This is a genomic window from Streptomyces roseolilacinus, from assembly GCF_014649335.1.
Taxonomy (GTDB): Bacteria; Actinomycetota; Actinomycetes; order Streptomycetales; family Streptomycetaceae; genus Streptomyces; species Streptomyces roseolilacinus.
In genome coordinates, this window is record NZ_BMSV01000004.1 from 352,780 (window position 1) to 370,247 (window position 17,468).

The 17,468-nt window shown below is 75.3% G+C and carries 15 protein-coding genes; 7 read left to right on the top strand and 8 right to left on the bottom strand.

Going from position 1 to position 17,468, the window contains the following annotated elements; translation table 11 throughout:
- Window positions 1–81: 81 nt before the first annotated feature.
- On the top strand, window positions 82–2,094 hold the full coding sequence (locus IE106_RS11770) for an acetate--CoA ligase family protein (RefSeq protein ID WP_189532743.1): 2,013 nt from the start codon (window positions 82–84) through the stop codon (window positions 2,092–2,094).
- A gap of 401 nt (window positions 2,095–2,495) precedes the next feature.
- On the opposite strand, the gene IE106_RS11775 is transcribed toward IE106_RS11770, so the two are convergent.
- Window positions 2,496–2,969, bottom strand: coding sequence for an ATP-binding protein (locus IE106_RS11775; protein WP_189532745.1), 474 nt, complete (start codon window positions 2,967–2,969; stop codon window positions 2,496–2,498).
- A gap of 315 nt (window positions 2,970–3,284) precedes the next feature.
- Entirely contained in the window at window positions 3,285–3,707 is a 423-nt protein-coding gene (locus IE106_RS11780; RefSeq protein ID WP_373295941.1) for an STAS domain-containing protein, read from the bottom strand.
- A 193-nt stretch (window positions 3,708–3,900) separates the two neighbouring features.
- On the opposite strand from IE106_RS11780, the gene IE106_RS11785 reads away from it, so the two are divergent.
- Together IE106_RS11785 and IE106_RS11790 are read left to right on the top strand one after the other, a co-directional pair.
- Window positions 3,901–4,485, top strand: coding sequence for an RNA polymerase sigma factor (locus IE106_RS11785; RefSeq protein WP_189532749.1), 585 nt, complete (start codon window positions 3,901–3,903; stop codon window positions 4,483–4,485).
- Window positions 4,482–5,831 (top strand): zf-HC2 domain-containing protein, encoded by a 1,350-nt coding sequence (locus IE106_RS11790; RefSeq protein WP_373295938.1) that lies wholly within the window; start codon window positions 4,482–4,484, stop codon window positions 5,829–5,831. The genes IE106_RS11785 and IE106_RS11790 overlap by 4 nt, the downstream gene beginning before the upstream one ends.
- Window positions 5,832–5,851: 20 nt before the next feature.
- On the opposite strand, the gene purU is transcribed toward IE106_RS11790, so the two are convergent.
- Both purU and IE106_RS11800 read right to left on the bottom strand, forming a co-directional pair.
- Window positions 5,852–6,703: a formyltetrahydrofolate deformylase gene (purU, locus tag IE106_RS11795; RefSeq protein WP_189532751.1), complete on the bottom strand. Its 852-nt coding sequence runs from the start codon at window positions 6,701–6,703 to the stop codon at window positions 5,852–5,854.
- An 85-nt stretch (window positions 6,704–6,788) separates the two neighbouring features.
- Entirely contained in the window at window positions 6,789–7,271 is a 483-nt protein-coding gene (locus IE106_RS11800; protein ID WP_189532753.1) for an SCO4402 family protein, read from the bottom strand.
- A gap of 200 nt (window positions 7,272–7,471) precedes the next feature.
- Here IE106_RS11800 and IE106_RS11805 point away from each other — a divergent pair, with 200 nt between their 5' ends.
- Window positions 7,472–8,740 carry an ABC transporter substrate-binding protein gene (locus IE106_RS11805; protein WP_189533204.1) on the top strand — a complete coding sequence of 423 codons (1,269 nt, stop codon included), beginning with the start codon at window positions 7,472–7,474 and terminating at the stop codon, window positions 8,738–8,740.
- 16 nt (window positions 8,741–8,756) lie between these two features.
- Here the strand turns inward: IE106_RS11805 and IE106_RS11810 are convergent, their stop codons facing one another.
- Both IE106_RS11810 and IE106_RS11815 read right to left on the bottom strand, forming a co-directional pair.
- Window positions 8,757–10,118: a hypothetical protein gene (locus IE106_RS11810; RefSeq protein WP_189532755.1), complete on the bottom strand. Its 1,362-nt coding sequence runs from the start codon at window positions 10,116–10,118 to the stop codon at window positions 8,757–8,759.
- An 81-nt stretch (window positions 10,119–10,199) separates the two neighbouring features.
- Window positions 10,200–11,582 (bottom strand): NsdA family TPR-like regulatory protein, encoded by a 1,383-nt coding sequence (locus IE106_RS11815; RefSeq protein WP_189532757.1) that lies wholly within the window; start codon window positions 11,580–11,582, stop codon window positions 10,200–10,202.
- Between the two features lie 311 nt (window positions 11,583–11,893).
- Here IE106_RS11815 and IE106_RS11820 point away from each other — a divergent pair, with 311 nt between their 5' ends.
- The 3 genes from IE106_RS11820 (at window position 11,894) to IE106_RS11830 (ending at window position 15,183) form a co-directional block, all read left to right on the top strand.
- On the top strand, window positions 11,894–12,574 hold the full coding sequence (locus tag IE106_RS11820) for a bifunctional DNA primase/polymerase (RefSeq protein WP_189532758.1): 681 nt from the start codon (window positions 11,894–11,896) through the stop codon (window positions 12,572–12,574).
- Between the two features lie 132 nt (window positions 12,575–12,706).
- Window positions 12,707–13,525, top strand: coding sequence for an ABC transporter ATP-binding protein (locus IE106_RS11825; protein WP_189533206.1), 819 nt, complete (start codon window positions 12,707–12,709; stop codon window positions 13,523–13,525).
- Window positions 13,526–13,605: 80 nt separating this feature from the next.
- Window positions 13,606–15,183, top strand: coding sequence for a transporter (locus tag IE106_RS11830; protein ID WP_189533209.1), 1,578 nt, complete (start codon window positions 13,606–13,608; stop codon window positions 15,181–15,183).
- Window positions 15,184–15,334: 151 nt separating this feature from the next.
- Here the strand turns inward: IE106_RS11830 and IE106_RS11835 are convergent, their stop codons facing one another.
- Window positions 15,335–16,198: an alpha/beta fold hydrolase gene (locus IE106_RS11835; RefSeq protein WP_189532760.1), complete on the bottom strand. Its 864-nt coding sequence runs from the start codon at window positions 16,196–16,198 to the stop codon at window positions 15,335–15,337.
- Between the two features lie 475 nt (window positions 16,199–16,673).
- The gene (locus IE106_RS11840; protein ID WP_189532762.1) at window positions 16,674–17,366 is read right to left on the bottom strand and encodes an iron-dependent transcriptional repressor DtxR; all 693 of its coding nucleotides are present in this window, start codon (window positions 17,364–17,366) and stop codon (window positions 16,674–16,676) included.
- Window positions 17,367–17,468 lie beyond the last annotated feature (102 nt).

Below are 17,468 nucleotides of genomic sequence, written 5' to 3' on the forward strand. Positions count from 1 at the left end.
GCGCCACTACCACGACCCACGACCCCGCGACGAGGTTGTACGGCCCGGTGATCAAGCCCGGTCGGCCCCGCCGTGCCCGTGATGACCTTCGCCGGGCGGACGTTGTCCGTGTCCGGGCTGTTCCTCGGAAGGCAACCCTTCGGTAACGTGACAAGCCGTCAGCTGGTCCGTGTCGCGGTCGGCGGGAGGCGCGCGTTGGCGGTTTCTGTGGCTGAACTGGGGGGCCTGTTCCGGCCCCGGGGCGTCGCCCTCGTCGGGTCCGGCGGGGAACGGGACGCCGTCGTGCGGTGGGCCCTGCGGGCCGGGGCGCGGGTGTACGCGGTGCGGGGCGAGCCGGAGGGCCCGCCCGGCGTCGTGCCCGTGCCGTCCGCGGGCGACCTGCCGGGCGACGTGGACCTCGCCGTGGTGCTCGGCGGCGACCCGCTGCCCGCGGTCCGCCAACTGGGCGACTCCAAGGTGCCGTTGGCCGTCGTCCTGGGCGGCGCCTCCCCCTCGGCCGACCGGCTGAGCGGCGCCGGGCCGCGGGTCCTCGGGCCCACCGGCCCGGCGCTCTTCGCCCCCCTGCGCGACGACCTCCCGGGGCCCGGCATCGCCGTGGTCGCCCGGACCGGTCCGCAGGGCCGCCCCCTGTACGCCCTCCAGGAGCTGGGCGTCCGGCTCTCCCACTGGGCGGTCACCGGCGACGAGGCCGACGTGACGGCCGCCGACCTCGTCGCGTACTACGCCGAGCAGCCCGGCGTCGGCGCCATCGCCTGCCACCTCGACCGCCTTCGCGACGCCCACGCCCTCCTGCGCGCCGCCGACCACGCCGCCCGCCGCCGCGTCCCCGTGGTCGCCCTCACCGCCGCCGCCCCCGCCACCCGCCCGGTGCTGGACGCCGCGCTGCGCCAGTACGGCGTCGTCCCGGTCGGCTCGCCCGACCAGCTCCAGGACACCGCCGTGCTCCTCGCCCGCGCCCGCCCGCCCCGCGCCGACGGCGTCGCGGTGTACGAGGAGGAGGCGACCGGCGCGGCCGCGCACTTCGCCGCCCTCGCCACCGCCCGCGGCCTCCGGGCCGAGGCCCGCCCCGGCGCCCCCCTCGACGCGCTCCTCGCCGACCCGGCCGTCGGCGTCCTGGTCTGCCCCGTCCCCGCCCCGCACCCCCCGCACACGGACCGCCTCGCGCGGGCCCTCGCCGACGCGGCGGAGGCCACCGACAAGGCGGTGTGCGTCATCTGGGGCTCCCCGGCCGGCACGGAGGCGGCCTACCGCGAGACCCTGCTCGGCTCGTCGCGCCTCGTCACCTTCCGCACGTTCGGCAACTGCGTCACGGCCGTCCGCGCGTACCTCGACCGCCACCGCCTCGCCGCGGCCCACCACTCCCCCTTCGACGAGACGCCCGCCGCCCCGTCACCGTCGGCGCGCAAGGCGCGGCCCCTGCTCCGGCCGGGGCAGCGGCTGAGCGAGCACGCGGCGAAGCAGCTGCTGCGGGCGTACGGCATCCGCGTGCCGCGCGAGCAGTTGGTGACCAGCGCGGCGGCGGCCGTCCGCGCGGCCGCCCAGATCGGGTACCCGGTGGTGCTGAAGGCGTCCGCCCCGCACCTGGCGCGCCGCCGCGAGCTGGGGCTCGTCCGGGTGGGGCTCACCTCCGCGAGCCAGGTCCGCGACACGTACCGGGACCTCACCGAGATCGCCCGCTACGACCGCGTCGACCTGGACGGCGTCCTGGTCTGCCAGATGGTGGAGCGGGGCGTCGAGATGGCGGTCCGCCTGGTGCACGACCCGCTGCTGGGGCCGACCGTGCGGGTGGGGACGGGCGGCGCCCTGGCGGAGGTGGAGGCGGGCACGGCCGTGCGCGTCCCGCCGTTCGGGGAGCGGGAGGCGCGGGCCGCGGTGGACGAGCTGCGCGGGCGGCCGCTGCTGGACGGCGCGGGGGGCGGTCCGCCGCTCGACGTGGACGCGCTCGTCGAGGCGGTCCTGCGCGTCCAGCGCATCGCCCTGGAACTGGGCGGCGACCTGGCGGAGTTGGACGTCGACCCCCTCGTCGTACGGGAGCGGGGCCAGGGTGCCGTCGCGCTCGGCGCCCAGGCGGTGTGCCGCCCCGAGGCCCCCTGACGGCGCCCGGCGGTCCGGCGCCCGGTGCCGTCGCCGCCGCCCGTACGGCCGTCGGAGCCGTGTGCGCAGGGGCTCGCGGGGTGCGGGGGTGCCGTCCCCGGCCGCCGTCGGCGTGGTCCTCCGAGCGACCTGACGCTTCCTCGGGTGGCGGCGCGCCCGTGCGCGCCCCGAGCACGGCACGGCGGCCGCCACCCCGTCCGGCACGGGCACCGCGCTCACGCGCGGCCGACTCGCCTCCGCGGCGCCCGGGGAGCGCGACGTGACGATCCTGCCGACGCCGGACCCGCGACCCGCACTCGCCGAGGACGGGTCGGGCCCTCGGCGTCCCCTCGCCACGGATCGCTGCTCCCAGGGTGTTCGGACCGTCCCCGAGCGTCAACAGGTATGCGCCGAAACAACCGTTACGCGGTATTCGTCACGGCGTGCGTCGGCCCGTACGCCCCCGGCTCGTGCATCACCGGGGCGAGTGCCGGCGCGCTCCGGTCCACCTCGCACCAGATGCGCTTGCCCCGCCCCTCCGGCTGCCACCCCCACCGGTCGGCGAGCCCGTCGACCAACTCCAGCCCCCGGCCGTGGGTGTCGGCGCCGTCGGCCCGGCGCTGCTGCGGCGGGCAGGCGCTGCCGTCCACCACCTCGACCCGGACGATGCCGGCGCCCGCGCCGCCCGGGCCGAACAGCAGCCGCAGCACGGCCGGGCAGCCGGTGTGCACGACGGCGTTGGTCACGAGCTCCGAGATGAGGAGCACGAGCGTGTCGGCGAGCGGCTCGTCGGCCGCTATCCCCGAGCCGGCCAGCCGCGTTCTCGCCCATCTGCGGGCCCGCCCCACCTCCGCGGGGTCCGGCCCGACCTCCAACTGAACCTGAAGCACCTGCACCGATCACACCATCCGAACCGGCGGACACATCGCCTCGCGCCTCACAGCGAACCTTGGGCGCTCAGCATGGTTGACGTACAGTCACCGGAACAAGCGCTTCGGGCATATTCCCGCGCGAAGGAGTACGGCTGGTGCATACTGTGCGACGCACTTTCCGTACAGTCGAACGCGAGCGTGCACCCGTCACGTTCGCCCCACTCGTACACAGGCGTGACGGGCCCGGCCGCCCCGCTCGCCGGGCGGCGGCGACCACCCGGCCGCGCCCCGTCCGGGGCGCCGCCCCCCGCGCGCCCCGCGTCCCTCACCGACCGTGACCTACGCGGACGCGGTACGGGGTGCCACCACGCCGTTCACCACGTCCTCGGCGGGCTCCCGCGCCGCGCCGTCCGCCGCTCCCGTCGCCCCCGGCACGTCCGGGTACACGTCGAACAGCCGGCGCACGCCCAGCGCCGCCAGCACCCGGTTGACGTGCGAGCCCTCCACCGCCCCGCGCGCCGGCAGGATCAGCCGCAGCCGCCCGCGGCAGGAGTGCAGCAGCCGGCGCGCCGCGATGAGCACGCCCACGCCGCTGGAGTCGCAGAACCGCACCCCCGACAGGTCGAGCACCACGTCGTGCCGGCCGTCGGCGACCACGTCGTGCACCCGGCGCCGGACCACCGGCGACGACACCAGGTCGAGCTCGCCGAAGACGCGGAGCACGGTCCAGGCGCCGTGCTCGGCTCGCTCCACCCTCAGCATCACGTGCTGCGACCTTTCCTCGCCGGGACCCGGACCATACGCAGGACGCTCTTCCCGTCGCAGCTGCCCCATGTGCCACCGCCGAAACGCCGGGCGGCGAGGATGGCGGCTTCCATACCACCACCCCGCCCAAGACGGCCGGCACTTGCCCAAAGGGCGGTGCGGCGCCGGGGGCGCGCACTACATTCGAGGAATGCCCAAGGACACCCCGCCCCGCTGGGACCGCAGGATGCAGCAGCGGCTGGCCCGAGGAGAGGCCGCCGCGCTCGGCGAGCTGTACGACCGCTTCGCCTCGCTCGTCCACAACACGGCCCGCCGCGTCCTGGAGGACCAGGAGGCCGCCGACCGGGTCACCCGGGAGGTGTTCGGGTACGTGTGGGAGAACCCGGACGCGTACGACCCCCGCGAGGAGGGCTCGTTGCGGGCCTGGATCGCCCGGCTGGCCCGCCGGCAGTCGGTGTACCGGCTGCGGCAGAGCGGCGTGCGGGCGATCGCCGAGGACGGGCGGGGCTCGGCGGAGGAGCTGGAGCAGCGGGTGCGGCGGGCGTCCGCGGCGGCCCGCGCCGACTACATCGTCACGGCGATGCCGGCCCCGCTGCGCACGGCGCTGGAGCTGGCGTACTTCCAGCGGCGGGACTACCGGCAGACCGCCGCGCAGCTCGGCGTGACCGAGGTCGAGGCGCGGCGCCGGCTGCGGCTGGGGCTCCAGCTGCTCGCCACGGCGCACACCCGGCCGCCGGACGGGTCGCCCCCGGGCCCGGGAGGGCCGCCGCTGTGACGGGGCCCCTGGACGGCGGGGACCTGGACGGCGGGGACCGGGGCGGCGCGGGGGACGGCGGGGCCGGGAGGCCGCCGCGCGTGCCGGGCCCCCGGCCTGCGGCGGACGACTCGGCGCACCGCGCGCCCGACCCTCCGCCCGGCCCGCCCCCGGAACCGCCCCGGAAGCAGCCGCCGGAACCGCCCCGTGAGCAGCCGTGGGAACGGCCCCGGGAGGCGTCCCCGCTGCCGCACGCGACGCTGCGGTCGCTCCTCGGGGCGTGGGCGCTGGCGGCCTGCTCCGCCGAGGAGACCGCCGCCGTCGAGGCGCACCTGACGGAGTGCGCGCCGTGCGCGGACGAGGCGCTGCGGCTGCGCGACGCGGTCGGGCTGCTGCACCACGAGCGCGACCTGGACCTGGACCCGCTGCTGCGGTCGCGGGTCCTGGAGAACTGCCTGGGCCGGCGACCCGCCCGCATCCCCGTGCCGGGCTGGGCGGCCCCCTACGACGCGGAGACCGCGCGGCTGGACGCGCTGCTCCGGGACATCGGCCGCTCGGAGTGGCGCGCGCCGGTACGGCTCAGATGGTTCGCGGGAGGGCGGCAGGTGGACCGGCCGACGAACGTCGCGGGCGTCATCAGCCACCTGCTCGCGGCGGACGGCCTGGTCGCGGCGGCCCTGGGACTCGACGACCCGGTGGGGCCGCCCCCGGACGCGCGGTCGCCGGGCACACGGCCGCCGTACGGGCCGACGGAGCGCACGGAGGCGTTCTGGCGCGTCCTGGAGGACGAGGACCGGGGGTGCCTGCGGGACCCGTGGCGTGACCAGGCCCACGCGCTGGTGCGGACGGTGTCGTTCGCGGGGCGCGGGGTGGCGGACCTGTCCGTGCCGTACGGGTCCTTCTCCCTGCCGCTGAGGGACGCCCTGCTGGACCGGGCGTTCGAGTGCTGGGTGCACGCGGAGGACATCGCGTCGGCCGTGCACTACCCGTACGACCCGCCCTCCGGGGCGCACCTGCACGACATGATCGACCTGGCGGTCCGCCTCCTGCCGGCCACACTGGCCGGCCGCCGCCGCGCCGGGCTCGCGGGGCCGGCCCGCACGCTCGTCGAGGCGGGCGCGCCGGGGCGGTCGCTGCGCCTGGAGGTGGAGGGGGCGGGCGGCGGCCACTGGTACGTCGCCCTGGACTCCCCGGCGGCGAGGGCCTGCCCGGACCGGGAGGTGGCCCTCGTGGCGCTGGACGGCGTGGAGTTCTGCCAGCTGGTGGCGGGGCACGTCACGCCGGAGGAGGCGGCGGTGGGGCAGGCGGGCGACCGGGAGGCCATCAGGGAGGTCCTGTACGCCGCGGCCTCCCTGAGCCGCATGTAGCCCGCCGCCCGCGGACCGCCTCAGTCGAAGACGACCGTGCGGCGGCCGTTCAGCAGGATGCGGTGCTCCGCGTGCCACTTGACCGCGCGGGCCAGCGCCTGGCACTCGACGTCGCGTCCCACGGCCACCAGCTGCTCGGGTGTCACCTCGTGCCCGACCCGCTCGATCTCCTGCTCGATGATCGGCCCCTCGTCGAGGTCCGCCGTCACGTAGTGGGCCGTCGCCCCGATCAGCTTCACACCGCGCGCGTGCGCCTGGTGGTACGGCTTCGCGCCCTTGAAGCTCGGCAGGAACGAGTGGTGGATGTTGATGATCCGCCCGCTGAGCGCCTGGCACAGGTCGTCCGACAGGACCTGCATGTACCGGGCCAGCACCACCAGTTCGACGTTCTCGCCGCGCACCAGCTCCAGCAGCCGGGCCTCGGCCTCCGCCTTGGTGTCCTTCGTGACCGGGATGTGGTGGAAGGGGACGTCGTACGAGGCCACGAGCTCCGCGAAGTCCGTGTGGTTGGACACCACCGCCACGATGTCCACGGGCAGCGCGCCGATCCGCGTGCGGAACAGCAGGTCGTTCAGGCAGTGGCCGAACTTCGACACCATCAGCACGACCCGCATCCGCTCGTCGGCGCGGTGTATCCGCCAGTCCATCCCGAAGGAGTCGCCGACCGCGGCGAAGCTCGCCCGGAGCTTCTCGACGGTCACGGGCGCCTCGGCGGAGAAGTGGACCCGCATGAAGAAGAGGCCCGAGTCGCGGTCTCCGAACTGCTGGCTGTCCTCGATGTTGCACCCCGTGATGAAGAGGTAGCTCGACACGGCGTGAACGATGCCCTGCTTGTCGGGGCAGGAGAGGGTGAGGACGTACTGGTCGGTCATGCTGGCAGGATGCCACACGGGGCGGGCGCGCCTTCCGCCCCGTCCGGCTTCCGGACCGGTCCGACCAGGGGGGCGGGCCCCGTCCCTACACCGCGCCGGTCAGCGCCCGCAGGGCGTGCAGCGGCCGCGGCGGCGCGTCCGGGTCCTCGCCGTCGTTCAGGCAGAGCCGCACGTGGGCCTCGCGGGTGGCGTGCACGGCCTCGGGCCAGCCGGGGTGGTTCAGGTACGCGGAGACGGGCGCGTCCGGGCCGACCTGGTGCAGGATCCGCAGGACCCGCAGCACGGCCAGGTCGACGAGCTGGGCCTCGACCGCGTCACGGAAGATCGTCCCGACGTACTTCTCGGCGGACCAGTTGTCCAGCCACGTGTCCTCGACCAGCCGGTAGACGGCGTCCGTGACGTCCCCGTACCCGTCGACGCCGGCCAGCCAGCACTCCTGGTGGAAGGCGGTGTCGGAGAGCATGTGCAGCGCCGAGCGGACGTTGGCGCGCCAGCGCCACCACGGCATGTCGTTGAGGGGCATGCCGCCCATGGTGAGGGAGTGACGGCCGCGACGGGAAGAGTTCATCTGCGTTCACCTTGCGGGGCCGGCCCTGGCGGACCGGGCCCGAACGAGCTGGGGACGTGCGCACCGCCGGGCAGCGGAACGTACGGATCGTACGTCCTCCACCGTACGCGCCCGGCGGCCCCCGCAATTCACCTCCACGTCACCGACCGTTGAACCACCCTCACACCCGCGTTACCCGTGGGCAGGAAGTGTGCGTGTTCATGACCGGTAACGGCAGGCGACGCTTTGCCACCTCTCTCACGTCCAGGGCCGCGGCGGCTCTCGTCGCGGCGTCCCTCCTCGCCGGCTGTGGTGCTCTCCCTGGAGCCACGGGGGGCTCCAGGGAGCCCATCACAGTGATGACCTGGGCACCCCAAGACACCAAGGCGACCAACATGCCCGGCATGCCCGCGATGGCCGAGGCCTACGCGCGCTGGGTCAACGGCCAGGGCGGCCTGGCCGGGCACGAACTGCGCGTGATCACGTGCAACGAGGGCAACACCGCGACGGGCGCCGCGACCTGCGCCCGCCAGGCCGTCAAGGAGGGCGTGGCCGCCGTCGTCGGCTCGTACAGCCAGCACGGCCGCGCCTTCATGGCCACCCTGGAGGCGGCGAACATCCCGTACATCGGCGGCTACGGCCTGTCCGACGAGGAGTTCACCAGCTACCTCTCCTATCCCGTCAACGGCGGCCAGGTCGCCCTGCTCGCGGGGAACGGCATGCAGCTCGCCGCCTCCTGCGAGCGGGTCTCCCTGGTCCGCCCCGACACGATCGCCGGCGACTACCTGCACGCGCTGCTCAACTCGGGCCTCACCCACGCCAAGCAGCGCGAGGCGTACGACTTCCCGGCCGCCGAGGACGCCGGGGAGTACGCGGCCGTCGCCGACCGCTCCCGGAAACGGGCCGGCAAGGAGCACGGCTGCGTCACCGCCGCGCTCGGCGAGCGGACCGCGCACTTCTTCGACTCGTTCCGCCGGCTGGCCTCCGACGGCCGCGACGTCCGGATCTCGTCCGTGCTGGGCAGCGTCGACCAGCTCCTCGTCGACCGCACGGGCGGGGCGGCCGGGCCGTTCGAGGGGGCGTACGTCACCGGCTGGTACCCGGCCCCGGGCGACCCCCGCTGGGAGCCGATGCGGCGGGTGATCCAGGAGCACGCCTTCGGCGACAACCGGATCGACCCGGCCGACGCGGGCGTGCAGACCACCTGGATCGCGTACACGACCCTCAAGCGGGTCGTGGAGGCGATCGGCGACGAGGAGGTGACCCCCGGCAAGATCGCGCTCACCCTGGACCGCGGCCTGCGGGTGGACACCGGGGGCCTCACGCCGGCGCTGCGCTGGCGGTACGAGGACATGCTCGGCACGCCCGGCTTCCCCCGGCTCGTCAACCACGAGGTGACCTTCCAGGTGGTGCGCAGGGGCCGCCTCGTCGCCCAGCGCGCCGGCTTCGTCGACGTCGGCGAGACCCTCCTGGAGGCCCGCTCCTCCTGAGCCCCGCGGCCCGCCCCTACAGCTGGGTGGGCTGCCGCTGGGTCAGGCCGTACGTCTCGGCTATGCCGTTCCAGAGACGTGCGGCCTGACGCTTCGCCTCGGTCGCCTCGCCGCTGGCCACGGCCGCCTGCGCGGTGCTGCCGGTGTTGCGCGCCCGGCCGTCCTTGCAGTTCTTGGGGTTCTTGACCTGCTGGGCCCAGGCCGCGTAGTGGTCGTCGGCGGTGGCGGACGCCTGCCACGCCCGGGTGAGCGACGAGGACAGCTCCGTGTGGTCCGGCAGCTTGTCGATCTCGATGCCGCGCAGCCGGTTCACCAGGTCGCGCCGCTGGCCGGCGGCCTCCCGCAGATCGGCGGCGGCCTTGTCCAGCGCCTGGCACTTCTTGATGTTCTCGACGGAGCGGATCACCGCGGCACGGCTGTCGTTGCTGTCCGCGAGCAGCTTGTCCAGCTCCTCCGCCTGCGCCTTCACCGGGTCCGGGGCCGGCTCGGACGACGTCTTCGGGGCGGGCGTCGGGGACGAGGCGGCGGCCACGCCGGCCTTGTCGCCCGTGTCGGGCGCCTCCTCGCCGCCGCTCATCAGGGCGCCCGCGCCGAGGCCGACGACGGCGCACCCGACGATCACCGCGGCGAGGAGCGGCAGCTTCGAGGAGCGGCGCCGCTCGGGCTCGTCGTAGTCGTCGTGGCCGTGCGGGTCCGCGTACGGCGGGGGCGGCTGCTGGCCGTACCCCTGGTGCGGCGGGGGCGGCTGGTGGCCGTACCCCTGGTGCGGGGCGGACGGCTCGACGCGCGGCATCTGCTGCGTGCCGCCCGCCGCGTCGTCGCGGAACAGGTTGTCGAACTCCGCCGGGGGCCCGCTGCGTCCCGGTACGGGCGCGATGTACTGCGTGGCCTCCGCGTCCGGGTCCGGCGGCCGCTGCTGGTGCTGCTGCTGGGGTGGGTACGGCGGCTGCTGCCCCTGCGGCGGCGGGTACGCCTGCGGGTGCTGGGGCGGGTACGCCTGCGGGTACTGCTGAGGCTGCTGGTGCGGCGGCTGCTGCTGGTACTGCTGCTGCGGCGGCTGCTGGTACTGCGGGGGCTGCGGCTGCTGCTGGTACGGCGGCTGCTGGTGCTGCTGCGGCGGCTGCTGGTGCTGCGGGGGCTGATGCTGCGGCGGCTGCGCGCCGAAGCCGGTGCCCAGGAACTGGGTCGACTCCGCCGGGTTCTCCGCCGGCGCCTGCCCCCGCTCCGGGGGCAGCGGCGCCGAGGCCGGCGGAACCGGCCGCAGGTACTGCGTGGCGGGGTCCTCACCCGGCGCGGCCTGCGGGGGCGGCGATCCCCAGGGTTGGCCAGGGGCCTGGCCCCACGACTGGCCCTCCTGGCCGTGTCCGCTCTGCGTCACCGGGACTCCTACGTGTGAACCTACGGAAGCGTCGGCTCACGCTACCGGGTGTACCGCCACCCCCGCACACGGGTGCGGTCGTTACGCCGCCTGGGGCTCCAGCCGCGCCGCGAACTCCCGCACCGCGGGCTCGTCCCGGAACGGCTCCAGCCGCGCCTGGAGGTCCTCCAGGTACTCCGCGCCGCGCGACGACCGCAGCGTGCCCAGGAGTTCGGCCGCCCGCGCCCCGGTGTGGCAGGCCTGCTCGACCTCCCGCTGCTGCACCTGGGCCGCCGCCAGCAGGACGAGGCCGATCGCCCGCCGCCGCGCCCGCGTCGCCGGGTGGCCGTCCAGCGCCTCGGCCGCCGTCCGCGCCGCCGCCTGGGCGTGGCCCAGGTCCCGGTGGCAGTGCGCCAGTTCGTCGGCGAGGTACGCGTGGTCGAAGTGGGCGATCCACGCCGGGTCGTCGCCCGAGTCCGGGTCGGACCGGTCCAGCGCGGCGACGGCCCGGCCCGCCACGTCCTGGCAGGTGCGCGCGTCCCCGAGCAGGGCGTGGCCCCGCGCCTCGGCCGCCAGGAACATCGCCTCCGCGCGCGGGGTGACGTGCCCGCGGGAGCCCTCCTGCGCGGCGCGCGCCAGCTGGGCGATCTCCCGGGGGTTGCCGAGCTGCGCCGCCAGGTGGCTCATCGACGCGGCCAGCACGTACCCGCCGTACGCCCGGTCGCCGGCGGCCTGCGCGAGCCGCAGCGCCTGGATGTAGTACCGCTGGGCGAGCCCCGGTTGGCCCGTGTCGACCGCCATGTACCCGGCCAGCTCCGTCAACCGCGCGGTCGCGGCGAAGAGTTGCCGCCCCACCGCGTCCCGGTACGAGCCGGAGAGCATCCCCGACACGACGCTGTTCAGGTAGTGGACCACCACGGGGCGCACGTGCCCGCTGCCGAACCGGTGGTCCAGGTCGACCAGTGCCTCCGTCATCGCCCGCACGGCGCGCACGTCCGCCAGGCCGACCCGGGCGCCCGCGCTCCGGGCCACCTGGGCGTCCGGCCCGGTGATCAGCCAGTCCCGGCTGGGCTCGACGAGCGCGGAGGCCGCGACGGTCGAGCCGGAGAGGAAGTCCCGCCGGCCCACGTCGCTGCGCCACAGCTCACAGACCTGCTCGACGGCGCCCGTCACGGTCGGCGAGAACTGCAGCCCCACCCCGCTCGCCAGGTTCTTGCCGCTCGCCATCCCGATCTCGTCGATCGTGACCGTCCGCCCCAGCTTGCGGCCCAGCGCCTCGGCGATGATGCCCGGGGCCCGGCCCCGCGGCTGCTGCCCGCGCAGCCAGCGCGCCACCGACGTCTTGTCGTACCGCAGGTCGAGCCCGCGCTCCGAGCCGACCATGTTGACGCGACGGGCGAGCCCGGCGTTGGAGCACCCTGCCTCCTGAATGAGAGCCTGCAGCCGTTCGTTCGGCTGACGGGCGACGAGCGGCCTCGCTGCCATGACTACCCCCTGTCGTGCCGGTGGCGATCAGTCGCCCCGATCACTGCCCAGCTGATGTCCGGAGAATGCAGAACCTGGCGCTGTCATACCAAATCACCGGCAATCGCCGCGTTGTTCAGTGATTGCCCGGGGAATACCGCAATGGCCCCCATTGATGCCCTTGAGGCCGCTCCCCCCGACCCTGCCTACCCGCCCGTGGCTTCCGCCGCCCGTGCGCGCCCCCGGACGTGCACCCATGCGCCCCGCGTGCCGAACCGATGCACCACCGCGTTCACTTCTGCGCCCCGTAACCACCCGTGGGGAGGACAGTTGTGCTGGTCGTGGAAGAGACCATGGGAGTCACGGAGGCCGCACCCATCCCCCGGCAGCACGGGGAACCGCTGCTGGACAGCGCCGTGCGGTACGCGGAGGAGCGGCACTGGGACGTGTTCCCCGGCACGTGGCTGGAGGCGGTCGACGGCCGGGAACACTGCTCGTGCGGGGACGCGGCCTGCGCGTCGCCGGGGGCGCACCCGTTTCGCGAGGACTGGGCGGCCCAGGCCACCGGCAGCCCCGCGGCGGCGCGCCGCCTGTGGGGCAAGCACCCCCGGGCGTCGGTCCTGCTGCCGACGGGCCGTACGTTCGACGCGCTGGACGTGCCGGAGTCGGCCGGCTTCCTGGCGCTGGCGCGCATGGAGCGGATGGACCTGGCGCTCGGCCCGGTGGCCTGCGGGCCGGACCGGCGGATGGTGTTCTTCGTGCTGCCCGGGGCCGCCGCGAAGGTCGCGGGCCTGGTCCGCAGGCTGGGCTGGTCGCCGTCGGGCATCGACCTGGTCGCGAAGGGCGAGGGCGGGTACGTGGCGGCGCCGCCGACGCGGGTCGGCGGGCAGGGCGCGGTGCAGTGGGTGCGCCGCCCGACCCACGCCAACCGGTGGCTGCCGGACGCGGAGGAGCTGATCAGCCCGCTGGCGTACGCGTGCGGCCGGGACGCGGCGGCGGCGAGGGGCCGCTGACGCCTCCCCTCCCCCTTTCCGGCAACGTCGGCCCGCGGAGACTGCCGGAACCGGCACCTGCGCTTCTGCCTGCGGGTTCCTAGGCTGTTCTCGTACAAGTGACCGACGGGGCAGCGAGAGGCGGCAGTGACCATGCCGGAGCAGGGCAGGGAAGTCGACGCGGTGGGCGGGACGCCGGAGGCGGCGCCGCCCGCCGTGCGCGTGGAGGGGCTGGGGAAGCGCTTCGGCGAGCAGGTCGCGGTCGCCGGGGTGGACCTGGTCCTGCCCGCGGGCCGGTTCGTCGGCCTGGTCGGCCCGAACGGCGCGGGCAAGACGACGACCCTGTCGATGGTGACCGGACTGCTCCGCCCCGACCAGGGGCGCGTCGAGGTCGCCGGGCACGACGTGTGGCGCGACCCGGCCGCGGTGAAGGCCCGCATCGGCGTGCTGCCGGAGGGACTGCGGCTGTTCGAACGGCTGTCGGGACGCGAACTCCTCGCGTACACCGGCCGGTTGCGGGGGCTGCCGGGCGCCGAGGTCGACAAGCGGGCGACGCAGCTGCTCGACGTCCTGGACCTGGCGGGCTCCCAGCACAAGCTGGTCATCGACTACTCGACCGGCATGCGCAAGAAGATCGGCCTCGCGGCGGCGCTGCTGCACAACCCCGAGGTGCTCTTCCTCGACGAGCCGTTCGAGGGCGTCGACCCGGTGTCGGCGCAGACGATCCGGGGCGTGCTGGAGCGGTACACGGCGTCCGGGGCGACGGTGGTGTTCTCCAGCCACGTGATGGAGCTGGTGGAGTCCCTGTGCGACTGGGTCGCGGTGATGGCCGCGGGGCGGATCCGCGCGCACGGCCCGCTGGCGGAGGTCCGCGGTGACGCGCCGACGCTCCAGCGGGCGTTCCTGGAACTGGTCGGCGCGCAGGGGCGCGACGCGGGCGAGTCCCTGGACTGGCTGGGGGGTGCCCGGTGACGTACGGGTCCGGTACGACGGGCGCCCCCGGCACGGGCACGGCGGGAGCTGCGGGTGCGGGGGCGGCGGGTACGGGGGCGCTGACGTCCGTCTTCGTGCGGATCAAGCTGTCGCTGCTGCGCAACGGGCTGCGGCAGTCCTCGGGCCGTACCGCCGTCTTCGTCGTGTCGATCGTCTTCGCCCTGCTGTTCGCGGCCGGCCAGCTGCTCGGCATGCTGCTGCTGCGGGGGCACGCGCAGGCGGCCACCCTGGCGGTGCTGCTGACCGCGGTGACGGCGCTCGGCTGGGCGGTGATGCCGCTGTTCTTCCCCAGCGGTGACGAGACGCTGGACCCGACGCGCCTGGTGATGCTGCCGCTGCGGGCGGGGCCGCTGGTGTGGGCGCTGCTGGTGGCGTCGCTGGTGGGCATCGGCCCGCTGTTCACCCTGTGCCTGGCGGTGGGTGCGGGGATCTCCGTGGCGCACGGGGCGTTCGCGGTGGCCGTGGCGGTGTTCGCGGTGCCTCTGGTGCTGCTGGTGTGCCTGGCGCTGGCCCGTGCGGTCGCGGCGGCGAACATCCGGCTGCTGACGTCCCGCAAGGGCCGGGACCTGGCGCTGCTGAGCGGCCTGGTCGTGGCGATCGGCATCCAGGTCGTGAACTTCGGCGCGCAGCGGCTCGGCCAGGCGGGCGGGCTCGCCCGGCTGGAGCCCGCCGCGGACGTCGCCCGGTGGGTGCCGCCCGCCTCGGCGGTCGGCGCGGTCGACTCGGCGAGCCGCGGCGCGTACGGGGCGGCCGTGGCGCAGCTGCTGCTGTCGGTGGTGGCGCTGGCGGCGCTGCTGTACTGGTGGCAGCGGAGCCTGACGAAGCTGATGACGGCGCCGGACGGTTCGACGGTCGCGGCGGCGGGCACGGACACGGGCCGGGGCGGCTCCGGTGCCGGCTGGGCGCGGCTGCTGCCGGAGGGGCGCACGGGCGCGGTGGTGCAGCGGGCGCTGCGCTACGCGTGGCGGGACCCGAAGGCCAAGTCCGGCTGGGTGACGGCGCTCGCGCTGGGCCTGATCGTCCCGGTGTTCAACGCCCTGCAGGGGCACGGCTCGGTGTACTGGGCGTGCTTCGCGGCGGGGCTGCTGGGGACGCTGATGTACAACCAGTTCGGCCAGGACACCTCGGCGTTCTGGATCGTCGCGATGACCGTGTCGTCGAAGCGGGACGCGTACGTGGAGCTGCGGGCGCGGGCGGTGGCGCTGCTGCTGGTGACGCTGCCGTACGCGACGCTGGTGACGGTGGTGACCGTCGCGGTCCTCGGCGACTGGGGGGTCCTGGCGGAGGGCCTGGGCCTCTCGTACGGGCTGCTGGGCGCGATGCTGGGGGTGGGCGCCTGGGCGTCGGCGTTCTTCCCGTACTCGATCCCGCAGGACAGCGCGTACAAGAACGCGGCGCCCGGGCAGGGCGGGCTGGCCTGGGCGTCGATGATGGGCGGGATGCTGCTGGCCGCGGTGCTGTGCGGCCCGCTGATCGCGGTGGCGGTGTGGACGCACGTGGCGTCCGCCGAACCGTGGGTGCTGCTGCCGCTGGGCGCGGTGTGGGGGGCGCTGCTGACGTGGGGCGGCCTGCACCTGGCGGCGGGCCGCACCGCCCGGAGGCTCCCGGAGATCCTGACGGCCGTGAGCAAGGCCTAGCGGCGGACAGGCCGGCCCCGCCCGCAGCCGGCCCGTCCGCCGCCGGTCCCGGGGCCGGCCCCGCCCGCCGCCGGTCCCGGTGCCGCCGGGAGGGGCCGGCGGGCGGGGCCGCGGCCTCCGCGCCGCGCCGGCCCCGCGGGCCCCGGGCCGGCTAGGTGGTCGCGGCGAGGAAGGGCCAGAGGGTTTCGCGCCAGCTTTCCGGCTGGTCGTAGTGGAGGTAGTGGCCCGCGTCGGGCACCTCGGCGTACTGGCCCCGCGGCAGGACGCGAACCATCTCCTGCGCCTCCGCGCGGCCCAGCTCGCCGTCGAGGCCGCGCACCACCAGCGTCGGGCAGCGGACCTGGGCCAGCGTGTCCCAGTGCGCGTCGTGCACCCAGGTCGAGCGGGCCTCGAGCATCTGGTGCGGCGAGAACACGGGCCGCCACCCGTCGGGCGACTCGCACATCACCTCCGCGAAGAACGCGCCCCGCGCGGGGTTCGGCCGCTCGACCCAGGGGTCGTCCTCCCCGAACCACTTCCGCACGTCGGCCAGCGTCGCGAAGGGCACCGGCCAGCTGCGGAACCACTCCTCCCACTCCCGCTGCGACGCCGCGCCCAGCGCGGAGGCCCGCATGTCGCCGATGACCAGGGCGTTGACCAGCTCCGGCCGCTCGGCGGCGAGCTGCCAGGCCGTCAGGGCGCCCATGGAGTGGCCGATGAGGGTGACCGGCGCGAGCCCCAGCTGCTCGATCGCGGCGGCCGCGTCCGCCACGTACGCCTCGCGCGTGTAGGGCCCGGCGGCCGGTTTGCCGCTGTGGCCGTGCCCGCGCTGGTCCAGGGCGACAGCCCGGTACCGGTCGGACAGCCAGCGCGCCGTGTCCGCCCAGTGGGCGGCGCGGCCCATCAGGCCGTGCAGGAGCAGCACGCCCCCCGCGGACTCGCTTCCGTCGGCGCCCGGTCCCTTGGGCGGATCGGCGAACTCCCAGGCGGCGAGACGCACGCCGTCGGCTCCGGCCAGATCGATGCGTCGCACCATGAGCCCTGGCACCCCCTTCATGTCGCGTCGGACAACCCGCTCAGAGTATCGAACTTATATTCGAAAACCGGGGCGTGGGCGGCAACATCGCTCGTTCGAGTGACCCCCCTCAAGGATTGACGGGCGTCGCCGAGGGGAGATCTTCAGCGGGAGGCGGACCACTCGGGGAAAAAGGTCCGACGGGATTGACCCTGAGAGCTCGGGGCTCCGGGTCAGCACAGGGGAGGCCGGGTCCCGGTGCCGCAAGGCACCGGGACCTTCCTCGTGTGTGGACGCGCGCCTCGGTGCGGACGGCGGACGACGCATCGCGCGACTCCCTCCCCAGGGCAGGTCCCGGCCTGAAGCCCAGACTGGCACGCGCGAAGCCGCACCGCTGCCGTTCCGCGCGAAAGCACTCCGTACGGTACGGGCGCCGGGCGCCGGACGGAACGGCGCCGTCCGGGCGGCCGGCGGGGCGGGGAGGGGCGGGTGGCCCTCAGCGCTTGGCGACGAAGACGTGCGACGCCACGTCGGCGTCCAGCTCGGCGGCCTCGCCGCTGCTGCCGACCAGCACGCCGCCGGGCGACTCGGTCACGCTCACCACGGAGCCGGGCTGCACACCGGCGCGCCGCAGCGTGTACATCAGCTGGGCGTCGGTCTGGATGGGCTCGCCAATCCGGCGCACCACCACGGTCTTGCCCTCCGCGCCCGCGTCCAGCTCGGACAGGGACACCATGTTGTCGTCGAGGAACGGGTCGGCCTCCGCCTGCTCGCCCAGCTCCTCCAGGCCCGGGATCGGGTTCCCGTACGGCGACTCCGTCGGGTGGCGCAGCAGCTCCAGGACGCGCCGCTCGACGGCCTCGCTCATCACGTGCTCCCAGCGGCACGCCTCGGCGTGGACCTGCTCCCACTCCAGGCCGATCACGTCCACGAGGAGGCACTCCGCGAGCCGGTGCTTGCGCATCACGCGCGTGGCCAGCCGGCGGCCCTCCTCGGTCAGCTCCAGGTGGCGGTCGCCGGCGACGGTCACCAGCCCGTCACGCTCCATCCGGGCGACCGTCTGGCTGACCGTGGGACCGCTCTGGTCGAGCCGTTCCGCGATACGGGCGCGCATGGGCACCACGCCTTCCTCTTCCAGCTCGAGGATGGTGCGGAGATACATCTCCGTGGTGTCGATCAGTCCGGACATACGTGCCCCTCGATGCGTGACTTCCAGTGTGCGCGGCCCTGGCTCAATTGTTGCGCATCCCCGGGGCCCCCGTGCCGCCCCGGACAGGGCCATGGCCGAACG

Bases quoted from the DNA above. Each gene is read 5' to 3' on its own strand.
- IE106_RS11770 (WP_189532743.1), top strand. From the start codon at position 82: ATGACCTTCGCCGGGCGGACGTTGTCCGTGTCCGGGCTGTTCCTCGGA.
- IE106_RS11780 (WP_373295941.1), bottom strand. From the start codon at position 3,707: ATGCTGAGGGTGGAGCGAGCCGAGCACGGCGCCTGGACCGTGCTCCGC.
- IE106_RS11785 (WP_189532749.1), top strand. From the start codon at position 3,901: ATGCCCAAGGACACCCCGCCCCGCTGGGACCGCAGGATGCAGCAGCGG.
- purU (WP_189532751.1), bottom strand. From the start codon at position 6,703: ATGACCGACCAGTACGTCCTCACCCTCTCCTGCCCCGACAAGCAGGGC.
- IE106_RS11800 (WP_189532753.1), bottom strand. From the start codon at position 7,271: ATGAACTCTTCCCGTCGCGGCCGTCACTCCCTCACCATGGGCGGCATG.
- IE106_RS11805 (WP_189533204.1), top strand. From the start codon at position 7,472: ATGACCGGTAACGGCAGGCGACGCTTTGCCACCTCTCTCACGTCCAGG.
- IE106_RS11815 (WP_189532757.1), bottom strand. From the start codon at position 11,582: ATGGCAGCGAGGCCGCTCGTCGCCCGTCAGCCGAACGAACGGCTGCAG.
- IE106_RS11825 (WP_189533206.1), top strand. From the start codon at position 12,707: ATGCCGGAGCAGGGCAGGGAAGTCGACGCGGTGGGCGGGACGCCGGAG.
- IE106_RS11835 (WP_189532760.1), bottom strand. From the start codon at position 16,198: ATGGTGCGACGCATCGATCTGGCCGGAGCCGACGGCGTGCGTCTCGCC.
- IE106_RS11840 (WP_189532762.1), bottom strand. From the start codon at position 17,366: ATGTCCGGACTGATCGACACCACGGAGATGTATCTCCGCACCATCCTC.